At 39.2% G+C, this 13,684-nt stretch carries 12 protein-coding genes; 8 read left to right on the top strand and 4 right to left on the bottom strand.

Going from position 1 to position 13,684, the window contains the following annotated elements; translation table 11 throughout:
• Positions 1–3: 3 nt before the first annotated feature.
• Positions 4–843, top strand: a complete 840-nt coding sequence (locus tag FFU37_RS13820) for a 23S rRNA (adenine(2030)-N(6))-methyltransferase RlmJ (protein WP_138489731.1) — start codon at positions 4–6, stop codon at positions 841–843.
• A 107-nt stretch (positions 844–950) separates the two neighbouring features.
• On the opposite strand, the gene FFU37_RS13815 is transcribed toward FFU37_RS13820, so the two are convergent.
• The 3 genes from FFU37_RS13815 to FFU37_RS13805 all read right to left on the bottom strand — a co-directional run bounded on the left by FFU37_RS13815 (position 951) and on the right by FFU37_RS13805 (position 3,285).
• Positions 951–1,769, bottom strand: coding sequence for an META domain-containing protein (locus tag FFU37_RS13815; protein WP_138489730.1), 819 nt, complete (start codon positions 1,767–1,769; stop codon positions 951–953).
• Between the two features lie 121 nt (positions 1,770–1,890).
• Positions 1,891–2,457, bottom strand: coding sequence for a PhnA domain-containing protein (locus FFU37_RS13810; protein ID WP_007586451.1), 567 nt, complete (start codon positions 2,455–2,457; stop codon positions 1,891–1,893).
• Between the two features lie 78 nt (positions 2,458–2,535).
• Entirely contained in the window at positions 2,536–3,285 is a 750-nt protein-coding gene (locus FFU37_RS13805; RefSeq protein ID WP_138489729.1) for a substrate-binding periplasmic protein, read from the bottom strand.
• A gap of 149 nt (positions 3,286–3,434) precedes the next feature.
• Between FFU37_RS13805 and FFU37_RS13800 the strand changes: the two genes are divergently transcribed.
• From FFU37_RS13800 to FFU37_RS13770, 7 genes are all read left to right on the top strand, one after another.
• Positions 3,435–4,700: an EAL and HDOD domain-containing protein gene (locus FFU37_RS13800; protein ID WP_138489728.1), complete on the top strand. Its 1,266-nt coding sequence runs from the start codon at positions 3,435–3,437 to the stop codon at positions 4,698–4,700.
• A gap of 2 nt (positions 4,701–4,702) precedes the next feature.
• Positions 4,703–5,317 (top strand): paraquat-inducible protein A, encoded by a 615-nt coding sequence (locus tag FFU37_RS13795; RefSeq protein ID WP_002957849.1) that lies wholly within the window; start codon positions 4,703–4,705, stop codon positions 5,315–5,317.
• A 94-nt stretch (positions 5,318–5,411) separates the two neighbouring features.
• The gene (locus FFU37_RS13790) at positions 5,412–5,774 is read left to right on the top strand and encodes a hypothetical protein (RefSeq protein WP_307734244.1); all 363 of its coding nucleotides are present in this window, start codon (positions 5,412–5,414) and stop codon (positions 5,772–5,774) included.
• Positions 5,775–6,031: 257 nt separating this feature from the next.
• Positions 6,032–7,408: a TolC family protein gene (locus FFU37_RS13785; RefSeq protein ID WP_138489727.1), complete on the top strand. Its 1,377-nt coding sequence runs from the start codon at positions 6,032–6,034 to the stop codon at positions 7,406–7,408.
• Positions 7,398–8,960 carry an efflux RND transporter periplasmic adaptor subunit gene (locus FFU37_RS13780; RefSeq protein WP_138489726.1) on the top strand — a complete coding sequence of 521 codons (1,563 nt, stop codon included), beginning with the start codon at positions 7,398–7,400 and terminating at the stop codon, positions 8,958–8,960. The genes FFU37_RS13785 and FFU37_RS13780 overlap by 11 nt, the downstream gene beginning before the upstream one ends.
• An 8-nt stretch (positions 8,961–8,968) precedes the next feature.
• A complete protein-coding gene (locus FFU37_RS13775) occupies positions 8,969–12,088 on the top strand; it encodes an efflux RND transporter permease subunit (RefSeq protein ID WP_138489725.1) in 3,120 nt (1,039 codons plus the stop codon).
• Positions 12,089–12,288: 200 nt separating this feature from the next.
• Positions 12,289–12,744: a hypothetical protein gene (locus tag FFU37_RS13770; protein WP_002957844.1), complete on the top strand. Its 456-nt coding sequence runs from the start codon at positions 12,289–12,291 to the stop codon at positions 12,742–12,744.
• Positions 12,745–12,880: 136 nt separating this feature from the next.
• Here FFU37_RS13770 and FFU37_RS13765 read toward each other — a convergent pair whose 3' ends face one another.
• Positions 12,881–13,387 carry a glycine cleavage system transcriptional repressor gene (locus tag FFU37_RS13765; RefSeq protein WP_138489724.1) on the bottom strand — a complete coding sequence of 169 codons (507 nt, stop codon included), beginning with the start codon at positions 13,385–13,387 and terminating at the stop codon, positions 12,881–12,883.
• Positions 13,388–13,684: the final 297 nt, after the last annotated feature.

Here is a 13,684-nt window from a genome sequence, read left to right as displayed (position 1 = left end):
ATAATGCTTAGTTACAGACACTCATTTCATGCGGGTAATCCTGCCGATGTACTTAAACATTTAGTACTGGCACAAGTACTAAATTATCAAACAATTAAAGATAAACCGCTTGATTATATAGACACGCATTCAGGTGCTGGCTTTTTTGAACTGGCAGCTGCTGATGCGCAAAAGACGCAAGAGTATCAAGATGGTATTGAAAAACTTTGGCAACATAAAAGTGAACATGCTGAGCTTAATGAGTACATTGAATTAATTAAGTCATTTAACGACACTGACGAACTTGAATTTTATCCAGGTTCACCAAAAATTGCAGAGCATTACTTGCGCCGCCAAGATAAGGGCTGGTTTTTTGAGCTGCACCCGCGCGATTTATTATTACTTGAAGAAAATATGCAAGGTAAGCGCTCCATTCGTGTGCGCGGAGAAGATGGCTTTACCGGCTTAGTAGGATTATTACCACCAGCATCTCGCAGAGCGTGTGTATTAATTGACCCACCGTACGAAATTAAAGATGACTACGAAACGGTTGTAAAAACCTTAGTTAAAGCTCATCAGCGTTTTGCTACAGGTACTTATATGATTTGGTATCCGGTAGTAGACAGAGAACGCATTGATAATATGGAGCAGGGCTTAATTGATTCAGGAATGCGCAACATTCAGTTATTTGAATTAGGCACTGAAGCGGATACTGACGTACACGGCATGACAGCATCGGGCATGATTGTAATTAACCCTCCATGGAAGCTAAAGCAAACAATGGATGCAATAATGCCTGAACTTGTTGATTTGTTAAGTGAGCCAAGTGGTTTTTACAGAAGTGAACAACTCGTTGATGAGTAGCTTTAAATAGCGCTTATAATGAATGATAAAATGCCCAGCTTTGCTGGGCATTTTATTTAAAATCAATACGAATGTGTTAGGTAACACATATATTAGGGAGCTAAATATTAATTAAAATAAACAGCGTTAAAAGTAGCAAGCGTATTACCGCTGTTGTTTTTAAGTTTTAGTGACTCGCCTGTAATTTCCCACTTTGAAGTATTGTTAAGTACGTTAGACATAGCTGCCTCTTGGTCCATATTCTCCGAACACATCTTTTTTGTACTCGCTAATTGACTAAGTGTAATTGTGTGCTGCTCGGTGCTATAACTTCCGCTAAAATTATTACAGCCTAAAAAGCCATTAACACGGTAGTCTTTATCGAACTGAATAAACGGCTCTTTAGTTGTAACATTTACTGTTTGAGCATTGATTGTTATTGCTTTCCAGTACGTGTTTGTAAGCGTTACGTCTGGCTTTTCAACGGATACTTTTGAAAGCTCAATTTTATAAGGGCCAGTTAGCTGTGATTCTCTAAATGGGTCGTTATTTGTGGTACTTGTGTAAAGTACTTTGTCTTTATTTATGATTCTGGCGCTTAGGCTATAGCGGTGTTTATCGTTAACTTTACTGGCATCATAAGTTAGCTCTACAGTAAATGGTGGGGCTTGGGTTATATCAATCACTTCTTGGGTTATTATATCTGCTTTTACATCCATTTTAGATACATCCGAAAGCGTAACTATTAACTGTGAACCGGGGCGAAGCATACTGCGATCTTTGTAGCTAACTTGGGTAGTTAGAGTAGATATTGATTTTGCTTGCTCTGTATTTTCAGTCGGCTTTGTTTGTTGATCACAACCGGTTATAGCAAAAGCGCTCAGTGCTAATAAACTAAGTCCTGTAAGTGCTTTTTTACGTGAATGTACTGCTTGATGCTTTTCCATGTTTGTTATCCTTACTCAATATTATCCCCCTAGTGTATTACCTAGTGACTTAATCATTCCTTAACTTATTTTAAACATAAAAAAAGGCGCATTAGCGCCTTTAATAATTAAAAACAAACGATTATTTTTTAACAAACTTAGTTAAAATAACTATGCGCTGGCCGTCAACTCGCCCTTCAATATGTTCAGGGTTGCTGGTTAGGCCAATATTACGAACAGCTGTTCCGCGTTTAGCTGTAAGGCTACTACCTTTAACGTCTAAGTCTTTAATTAGGGTAACAGTATCGCCTGCTTGAAGTACTACACCGTTGCTATCTACATGCTTTAAATCGTCATCTTCAGCAAGTGCTTTTTTAGCCCACGTTAGCGTATCTTCTTCAAGGTAAATCATGTCTAGCGCATCTTGTGCCCAGCCATTATCAGGCGCTAAACGCGAAAGCATTCTGTAAGCTACAACTTGTACTGCAGGAGTTTGGCTCCACATGCTATCGTTTAAACAGTGCCAATGCGTAGGCGTTATTTCGCTGTTATTCTCGATTTGATCTTTACATGTTTGACACGTGTAAATACATTTATCTGAGTGGGTTTCAGTTACCGGTGGTACTTCATAAACAGATAAGTTCTCGGTGGCTGCACACAATTCACATTGATTATTACTACGTTCGATTAAGGCTTTTTCAATACTCATGGGGCTCTTTCTGATTCTGGTCGAGTTAACATTTGCTGCTATTGTACTCCAAAACACGAGCTCTGCGCCATTAGTCCCTTAATTTTGTCTGGGTATATTACTCATATACTTATCTTCAATAGTTTTTATATATCCTTGAGCGTGAAGGTTTTTAATTGCTAGGTTTATTTGGGGCAATAATTCTTTATGTTTGCTCAATAAGCGAATTCTTAAAAAACCATGGGAATGCTGTGCGCCAAAGGCAATGTTTATCCCTAACTGCTTTGCCCAATAGAGCGCAGTTAACTTACCTACTAGTGCCGCTTCTACACGGTTTCTTGATAGAGCTGTCATAAGTTCTTTTTCGGATGGAAAGTCAACACGCTCAAAGGTGTTGTCATTAAAGTAATAGTAACCTAGTACCGTTCCTATATTTTTACCCTTCAAGCTATCAACGCTTTGCCAGTGCTGGGCATTTTTAGGCAAGGTAACAATCATTTCTGTGGCATAAATGAGCGGCTCTGAAAAAACATAACGAGGGTCATTTCTCTCACTCTTTGAGAGCCATTCTAATGAAATAACATCAAAATCGATTATTTCATCTTGTAAATATTTGGTAATACGCTTTGTAGGTAGGCCGATATGAGAAGCTGCAATATTGGCATCATCGAGTACTTTTTCAATAATTTCGGGTAATATGCCAGGCTTTTCTGGATCATTTGTATAATATGGATAATGACTCCCTGACGCGCTAACATTATATTTGAGGGGAGTAGGATTAATGCTGGCATAGCTAAAAAATACAAATAGCAGAGGGCTCAGTACTAATAATCGAATAAAGTTAGTCAAATCTCTACCTTTTATATTAATATTTTATATTAGTGTTGTGTAATTTTAACATTTTTGCAATGACGACTATATTTATCTTATGCGTGTTGCATTAAAGTACAAATATTATTGGCTGTTTTGCCATCTTTTATTTATAGGTTTAGAGCCAAGTGAAATTACATAACATACCTGATGAAGTACAAAAAATAACTCAGTTTGTTGCGCGGCAACCTATTTTTGATATAGACCAAAATGTTTTCTCGTACGAATTGCTTTATAGAGACTCAGCCAATAATGCGTTTCCTGTAGGCACTTCTGATGTCCATGCGACAAGCCGCCTATTTTTTAATGCTTTAATGTTGGTTGGTTTAGATAGACTTACCGCACATCATTTAGCTTTTATAAACTTGTCATCAGAAACTATTCTCGATAACTTCCCCAAACTTTTATTGCCAGAAAATAGTGTTATTGAAATAGTGGAGCGCACGGGTAATATTCCTCTGGTGGCTGAGCGTGTGCAAGAACTTAAAAAAGAAGGCTATGTTTTTGCACTTGATGATTACGATGGCGATCCAAAATGGGAGCCACTGTTAGCACATGTTGATTACATAAAAATTGAGATAGATGATCCGGTTATTAAAACCAATATGCGCATTAAAAAAATAAAACGCGCAAATCCACATGCAAAAATAATTGTTGAACGAATAGAGACGCATGAACAATTTAATGTATTAAAATTGGCTGGCTGCGATTTATTTCAGGGGTTCTTTTTTTCTCGCCCAGAAATGATTACGTATAAAGGTGTAGAGCCTTCAAAGCTAACCGTTTTTGATCTATTGCGTTTTACAGCAAAAGAAACACTTTGCTTTAAAGAAGTTCATCAACGAGTGGCCAGAGATGTCGCCATAACAGCGAGGGTTTTAAAGCTAGCTAACGCGCGTTCAGGCAAAGCAAATTTAGTCATTACGTCTATTTCACAAGCGGTTATTTATTTAGGTGAGGACACAATAAGACAATTTGTTCGCGTATTAGCAATTAGTGAGTTGGGGGTCGAAAAACCAACCGAATTAACTAAGCTTGCTTTAACGCGGGCTCAATTTATGTCGCTAATATTGGAGCAAAATAATAAAGAGTTGACCGAGCAAGGGTATCTGGTGGGTTTGTTCTCGGTGCTTGATGCTATTTTAGATGCTGAATTAAAAGATATAGTTAAAGAGTTTACTTTAGATGCTGCAATATCTGATGCGTTACTATTAGAGAGCGGCATTTTAGGGAACTGTTTATCGCTTATAAAAGAGTTTGAATTAGATAATATAGATGAAGCTATGGTCCATTTGGCCAACATAAACTCAGAGCTGCATATTGGCGATATATTTAATTTTTTATTGGATGCTGTTTTATACAGTGATGACATTATTGAGGCAATAGCAGAATAAATATGCGTAATTGGTTGTCGGTTATAAGTGTAGTGGTTGCTCTTTGTTTATTGTTTCCTGGTATTACAAAACCAGTATTAACAATAGAGGGCAACATAGATAAATCAAAACTAGCGCAAGCGGGCATTGAAATGCTTGCTGAAGAGGGCGATGGTCGAACTCGCAGTATGCTAATGATGTTCTCGAATATGCTAGGGCTTGATAAGTTAGAGGGCGAGATTAGCGCCTATAACAAAACACAAAGTATTTTAGGCACAGTTAAAGAGCTTGCTAGCAATAATAATTTATTTGTAGCTGCTTTAGTGGGTTTGTTTTCTATTGTTATTCCAAGCTTGAAGCTGCTATTACAATTGCTTTATTGTTGCCTACCTTTGAATGGGTTGAAGCAAAAGCTCGGTCTGGTTATTTGTGCATTAAGTAAGTGGAGCATGGTTGATGTATTTGTTATTGCATTAATAGTGACTTACCTAGCAGGTAACGCTCATGGTAAAAGTGGTGAGCTACTTGTTATGAATGCCCAATTTGGTGAGGGCTTTTGGTATTTTAGCGCATATTGTATATTTGCAATTATAGCGAGTAACTTAATTAAAACACCTGAAAAACCGCAGTCTACATAATTAAAGTATTTGTGGTTGCCGTTAGGTTATCTTACAATCATTTTAAAATTTATTAAAAGGCATAATGTTGCAACGTTTTTACTCTAGTTTACTCATGATAACTTTACTGCTCACTTTTGTGGGTCAGGCAGTTGCGTCTGTAGCTATGGTATGCGAAATGCCACATATGCCAACGAAAACAGCAATGCATGCCCAAATGCCAATGACACAAAGTAGTGATACAACAGCTGTCGCTAGCATGTCTGAAAATATGATGCAGATGGATTGTTGCGACGACGAAAGTACGCCACAAAATGATTGCAAATGCCCTATCAGTGGCTGCGCTGCTAATTCAATGCTTAATGTTGATACTTTATTTAGCGTTACTTTACTTGAATCTGAAAAAGTAAATATAAGTGTATTTACTACACAAATTAATATACCTCGTTCACTCTACCGCCCTCCCATGTCTGCTTAATAGCAGGATAGGTGTAATATCAATTTTATTGAAAACATGCTCATTCTAGGAACTAAATACCTCTCTAACTGCGTTAAAAATTACTTATATAAAGCAACTATACTGCGTAATTTTTTCCTTGTTATAGAGCTATTTCCCTACCGCAATAATAGATCATTAATTCAATGCAATTGATATAAAAGGTTTTTGTAAAACTCCTAAACACCTTTTTTGCTTCCTAATTTAAGAATTTCTTTTATTTTTAGATGGAGCAGGTGATGAACCACGCTGTAAGTATTAAAGCCGTATTATGTAGTGTTGTGTTATTTAGCACAGCTGTTAATGCGCAAAACAATTCAAATAACCTAAATATCGATACGCTAAAGCAAGCCCGCAATGAGCAAACGCTTAGCTTAACGCAAGCGCTTAATTATGCACTAACGCATGAGCCATGGCTAAAAGCGAGTGGCTACCAAGAAGATGCCACAATAGCGCAAAGTATTGCCGCAGGCACCTTACCCGATCCTGTTTTAACGGTTGGCTTACTTAACTTACCTACTAACGGTTATGCGTTTGATCAAGAAGGGATGACGCAGCTTAAAGTCGATTTGAGCCAAAAGTTTAGCCGAGGGGATAGTTTAGCACTTAAACAAAAGGCATTAGCTCAGTCTGCTCAACAATATCCTTGGCAGCGCGCCGATCGCTTAGCACAAGTAAAAGCAATTGTGATTGAGTCGTGGTTAAACGCGTATCGTGCTCAGCGAAGTATTGCTTTAATTGAGCAAGATAAAGGGTTATTTACTCAGCTTATTGAAATTACCGAAGCAAGCTACGCAAGTACCTTAGGTAAAACACGCCAGCAAGATATTATTCGTGCGCAATTAGAGCTCACTCGCCTTGAAGATAAGCTGGTTATGCTTGAGCAGCAATTTGAAAGTGCTAAAAACCGTTTAGCACAGTGGTTACCTATGAATATGCTTATGCAGCCTTTAAACACCGAGTTTACTAAAACCACAGGGCTTGTTGATTTTGAAAACCTTGAATTTGATAAATTAATACAGTTGCTTATGGCGCACCCCGCAATTATTGCGATAGATAAAACCGTCACCGCAAAGCAAACCGAAGTTGCACTCGCCAAGCAAAGTTACAAACCTCAAATGGGCGTTAATGTGGGTTATGGTTACCGAGATGATACGCCTATGGGGGAGTCGCGAGCTGATTTACTTTCAGTAGGATTTAGCATTGATTTGCCATTGTTTACTGATAACAGACAAGATCAACAGGTTAAATCGGCTATTGCTAGTGCAGAAGCTACTAAAACACAAAAGCTGGTGGCGCTTCAAAAACTCAAAGGCATGTACTTTAAGGAGTTTAGCCAACTCGCTCGTTTGCAAAAACGCGATGCGCTTTATCAAAATACGTTATTACCGCAAATGTCAGAGCAATCTCAAGCAACACTAAATGCTTATACGCGCGACGATGGGGATTTTTCTGACGTGATGCGCGCGCGTATTAGTGAGCTTAACGCCAAAATAGACGCGCTTAATATTCAAGTAGATCAGCATATTATTACCGCTCGCCTTAATTATTATGCAAGTAGCTTAGACCCCCAAGTAATGGCAGGACAAACTGGAGAATTACATAGTGAATACTAATTTAAAGTTATTTGTTGCCGCCTTAGTCGGTGCGGGCGCATTTGCGTTAATTGGCGCCTTAGTAATGCAGTTTTTACCTAGTAACTCGGCAATGCATGAACAGCAAAGCGCTGAAAAACAGCCCTTATATTGGGTAGCCCCTATGGATAGTAATTACAGGCGTGACGCGCCAGGGCTGTCGCCAATGGGAATGGATTTAGTCCCTGTATATGAAAACGATAGCAACGCTCAGGATGGACCAGGTGCAGTAACTATTTCGCCTGCAGTCATTAATAACTTGGGTGTAAGAACTGCCAAAGTAGAGCTTAAAACACTTCACAGCGATATAAATACTGTGGGGTATGTGCAATATAACCAAGACCAACTTATTCACATTCATCCGCGTGTAGAAGGCTGGATTGAAAGCTTGTACGTTAAAGCGCAGGGTGCACAAGTTAAAGCCGGTGAGCCTTTATATACTTTGTATTCACCACAATTGGTGAATGCACAGGAAGAGTTTTTATTGGCAGTGAATCGTAATAATACCGTGTTAATTCGTGCTGCAAAGGCACGTTTAGAGTCGTTAAATGTGTCTGATGGATTTATTGAACGTTTACAAAAAAATAAAAAGATAATGCAAAATATTACTTTTTACGCAAAGCAAAGTGGTGTGGTAGATGAGCTAACAGTACGAGAAGGCTTTTACGTTAAACCAGGCACATCAATGATGAGTATTGCTCAGCTTGATGAAATTTGGGTAGAGGCAGAAGTGTTCGAGCGCCAATCAGAACAAGTGAGCGTTGGTTTACCTGTAACAATGACGCTTGATTACTTAAAAGGTCAAAAGTGGGAAGGTAAGGTTGATTACATTTACCCCGCGCTTGATGCTAAAAACCGAACGCTGCGTGTAAGGCTTAGGTTTGAAAATGCAGATCATCGGTTAAAACCAAATATGTTTGCACAAGTGAGCATTCACGCTGAAGCGAGTAAAGCGCAATTTACAGTCCCTAAAGAAGCGGTAATTCGCACGCAGCATCAAAACCGTGTGGTTATTGCATTAGGTGAGGGTCGTTTTAAATCGGTAGAAGTCGAAGTTGGGCAAATTAATAGTAATGAAGCGGTCATTTTGTCAGGTGTAATGACAGGTGACACGGTAGTGACCTCAGCGCAATTCTTAATAGATTCTGAGTCAAGTAAGAGCTCCGACTTTAAACGAATGGAAATGCCTAGTTCTAGCATTAGCTCAGGTATGAGCTCGGATTCTGGTTCAGGCTCTAATATGAACATGGATATGCAGCCACAAAGCGCCACGGTTAACGGCACTATTAATGCCATAGATACACAAAATCGCATTATAAATATTAGTCGAGAAGCCATTGAAAAATGGAATCGAGAACCCGCCACAATGGACTTTGTATTAGCGCCAGATATTGATATTAGTCAGTTTGAAAATGCCCAGTATATTAATTTTACTTTTAGCATTATTAACGATGAATTTGTAATTACTAAAGCGCAAAACGCAGAGCTGATTGATCATTCTACTATGCAACCTATGCAACACAGTTCTCACTAGGAGCCATTATGATAACTGCCATTATTCGCTGGTCTGTTGGCAATCGCTTTTTTGTGTTGTTGCTTACATTAATTTTACTGGGTGGAGGGTTGTTTGCGATAAAAAATACGCCCGTGGACGCCTTGCCTGACTTATCTGATGTTCAGGTCATTATAAAAACTACTTATCCGGGGCAAGCGCCGCAAGTAGTGCAAGACCAAGTCACATTTCCCCTCACCACAGCAATGCTTTCTGTGCCGGGTGCGCAAACCGTAAGAGGTTTTTCGTTTTTTGGTGACTCGTACGTTTACGTTATTTTTGATGAAAAAACTGATTTGTATTGGGCGCGTAGCCGAGTACAAGAATACCTAAGCCAAGTAGCGAGTAGATTACCCGATAGCGCTACGCCAGAGCTTGGTCCTGATGCAACAGGCGTAGGTTGGATTTACTTATACGCACTGGTTGATAAAACAAATAAACACGATATTAGTCAGCTACGAAGCTTACAAGATTGGTTTTTAAAGTTTGAGCTACAAACCGTACCAGGAGTCTCTGAAGTGGCTGCTGTTGGTGGCATGGTTAAGCAATATCAAGTTAATGTTGAGCCTGATAAATTACGTGCATATGGTATCCCGCTTAGCCTTATTCAAACGGCTATTCAACAAGGCAACCAAGAGATGGGCGCCTCGGTAGTTGAAATGGCTGAAGCAGAATACATGGTAACAAGCACCGGCTACATTAAAAGTGTTGCCGACCTAGAAGCTATTCCGCTTGGCGTAAACGCTAATGGTACTGCGCTGCAATTACGTGATGTAGCTGATATTAGAGTCGGACCGCAAATGCGCCGTGGTATTGCAGAGCTTAATGGCGAAGGCGAAGTGACCGGCGGCATCGTTATTATGCGCTATGGCGAAAACGCACAAAAAACTATTGAGCTGGTAAAAGCAAAATTAGAATCACTTAAAAAGGGATTACCAGAGGGCGTTGAAATAGTCCCTGTGTACGATCGCTCCAACTTAATTAATAACGCGGTAGATAATCTAACAAGTAAGCTAATTGAAGAGCTGATTGTAGTTGCTTTAGTGTGTGTGGTGTTTTTGTTTCATGTGCGCTCATCATTGGTGGCGATTATTACGTTACCGCTTGGTATTTTAACGGCATTTATAATTATGTATTGGCAGGGGATTAACGCCAACATTATGTCTTTAGGGGGAATTGCAATAGCGATAGGCGCAATGACTGACGGCGCTATCGTCATGATTGAAAATATGCACAAACATATGGAAAAAACGCCACTTACCAATGAAAACCACTGGGAAGTTGTGGCTAAATCGGCGAGTGAAGTGGGTCCTGCATTATTTTTTAGTTTATTAATTATTACCGTCAGCTTTATGCCGGTATTTATTTTAGAAGCGCAAGAAGGACGTATGTTTGCGCCACTGGCTTACACTAAAACCTATGCTATGGCAGCGTCTGCTGGGCTTGCGATTACCTTAGTGCCGGTATTAATGGGTTACTTTATTAGAGGTAAAGTTATTTCGGAGCAAAAAAATCCAGTTAACCGATTACTCGTCGCAGCGTATCGCCCACTACTTAACTGGGTGCTTAAATTTCCAAAGATGACATTGGTACTCGCGGTGGTTGTTTCTGTTATTGGCTTTTATCCGGTAAACAAAATAGGCAGTGAATTTATTCCGCCACTCGATGAGGGCGATTTAATGTATATGCCCACAACGTATCCTGGTTTATCGGTAGGTAAAGCGCGCGAAATACTACAGCAAACCGACAAGCTAATTGCCACAGTACCTGAGGTTAAAACAGTATTTGGTAAAGTTGGGCGAGCAGAAACAGCAACAGATCCTGCGCCGCTTACAATGATAGAAACGTTTATTCAGTTAAAACCAAAAAACGAATGGCGCGAGGGGATGACTCTTGAAAAACTAAAAAAAGAACTCGACGGTTTGGTTAAGTTTCCGGGGTTGACGAACGCGTGGGTAATGCCAATTAAAACACGTATTGATATGCTCGCAACCGGTATTAAAACTCCCGTGGGCATTAAAGTTGCGGGACCAAAGTTGAGTGAAATTCAAAAAATTGGTCAACAAATAGAAGTGCTTTTAAAAGATGTGCAAGGCACCGCATCGGTTTACTCAGAGCGAGTAGCAGGTGGGCGTTATATAAAAGTAGATATAAACCGAGAAAAAGCGGCGCGTTATAGTTTAAACATTAGCGACGTACAGCAAGTTGTATCTACAGCAATTGGTGGTACAAACGTAACACAAACCGTAGAAGGGCAAGAGCGCTACCCAGTTAATTTGCGTTACCCGCAAGCATACAGAGACTCGCCAGAAGAGCTAATGTTGTTACCCATTGTAACGCCTACAGGGCAGCGTATAGCACTTGGTGATGTAGCCAATGTATTTATTGAAGATGGACCGCCTGGTATAAAAAGCGAAAATGCACGTTTAAACGGTTGGAGCTTTATTGATATAGATGGCGTTGATATTGGTACTTACGTTGAGCACGCTCAGCAAGTGCTCGATAAAGACCTAATACTACCAGCTGGCTACTCAATTACGTGGGCTGGGCAGTATGAATACATGCAGCGCGCTAAAGACAAACTGACTTATGTATTACCACTTACATTAGCAATAATTATTGTGTTGCTTTACCTTAATTTTAGAAGCTTTGCTGAGGTCACTATTATTATGGCTACGTTGCCACTGGCAATGATTGGTGGCGTATGGCTAATGTATTTAGAGGGCTTTAACTTTTCAGTTGCAGTAGGTGTGGGCTTTATTGCCTTAGCTGGGGTAGCGGTAGAGATAGGGGTCATTATGCTGGTGTATTTAAACCAGGCCTATCAAGAAAAATGCATCGAAGCAGAGCAGGCAGGTAAGCCACTTAGTTTAGTGCAATTACAGCAAGCTATTATTGAAGGTGCAGGGCTTCGAGTACGCCCGGTTATGATGACTGTCGCGACAATTATTATCGGTTTATTACCTGTACTTTATGGCACGGGCACCGGAAGCGAAGTAATGAGTCGAATAGCTGCGCCTATGGTTGGCGGTATGGGTAGTGCAATTGTACTCACCTTACTTGTTATTCCTGCTGTTTACTTGCTGTGGCGCAAACAAGGACTTAAATAATATAAAGCAACAAGACGACAGAGCAATGCTGTTACTACTCACGCATTGCTCTATAAAAATTACCTATAATTTGTAAGTTATTCTATTAAATTGCTAATTAATATTCGCTTTAAAATTAACCTTCTGTTTTTAAATGGTTTTTTAATTGGCACGCTTTACGCACTGTAGTACCTATACAGTCAACTAAGTAAGGAATGCACATGCAAGTTAAAACAATTAAAGAGGTATACGATTGGACCGTTTTGTTTCATACGCAAATGGCGGCTAATTTTCATAGCGTAAAGGATTTACTCGATGAACATAATGCAATGCTGGTGGACTACTACCTAAATTACGAAAAAAAACTCGCTGAAGATTTAGTCGGGTTTAAAGCGATAACCGAAATAAATACGCTCGATACGTACTGTTATGAATACTTTGCTAAAAATCCTGAGCTAATTACTTTCGAAGACATTAGTAAAGACCAGCAATTTGATGAGAAAGTTATTCAAGCTTACTTATCAGAGCAGCATCAAAAGGTAATTGAATTATACGAATACTTACTTGAGCGCGCTGAAACTCAAAGTGGCCAAGAAAAGCTGCAACAAATACTAGAGCTGGAAAAGCAAGGTATAAAGCAAATGATGCAAAGTACGAATCGTCATATGGATATGTAGCTTTATAAGATAACCATTTAAAATAGCCGATGCTTGTATCGGCTTATTTTATGTCTGCGTTAAATAACCCGCAGAGGGCTTTGATAGAGTGGCTAGAATAATATGCGTGTCAACGTGTGGCACGCACATAGGGATGTCAAACTTCTTCTGTATCTACAATTAAATCACTTGTTATTGATTCCAATGCTTCAATGACTTCATCTTTATTCATACCATTGGGTAAAGTAACGGTAGCAACAGCACTAAAAATAGGCACCCCCCAATTAGGCGCACTTTGCTGCCTTGAATTTAAATGAGTAATGTTAGCGCCTTTGTGGCGTATTACACTCGCCAACTCTTGAACAATACCTGGGCGATCGTTACCTGTAATAACCAGATTGATTTGTTCTAATGTTGATGGTTCAATTTCTGTGTTTCCGGTTTCAATTCGAACGTCTAACTTAGGTAACTTATTTAAAGCGCTTTGTAGTGATTGAAGGTGTTCCTCAGCAACTTCAAGTTGAATAATACCTGCAAAATGACCTAATAAATGGCTTAAGTTACTGCTTAGCCAGTTGCCATGATTTTGTAACACGACGGATGAGATACTCTCTACTAAACCAGGGCGATCTTGCCCTAGAATAGTTATAACCAACTGCTTCATAAATAATTCTCTTTTTAAGCCCAAAGAAAGTAAATGCATAGGCATTAAGTGTATTGTCTAATCTAAATTGTGTGTTGTTGCACTTTTTATAAATCGTTGATTTTAAAATGATAAAAGTGAATATGGTTGTGTTGACCATACGTGGTATTAATAGTCATTCTTATTTAGTAAGTACTCTTTTAGTATTGACCTCGATAAATGCTTTGTCCAATTATTTTATAATTTAGTTCACTTAAAAATCATCTATATGAGACTTATTTAGCGATTTTCTTCGCTAGTTTTATTTAAAACCGTTTT

Origin of the sequence: Pseudoalteromonas distincta (assembly GCF_005877035.1) — a bacterium.
In the GTDB taxonomy this organism is placed as follows: Bacteria; Pseudomonadota; Gammaproteobacteria; order Enterobacterales; family Alteromonadaceae; genus Pseudoalteromonas; species Pseudoalteromonas distincta.
Note: the sequence above shows the minus strand (reverse complement) of the source record. Positions and strands in the feature narration are given on the sequence as shown.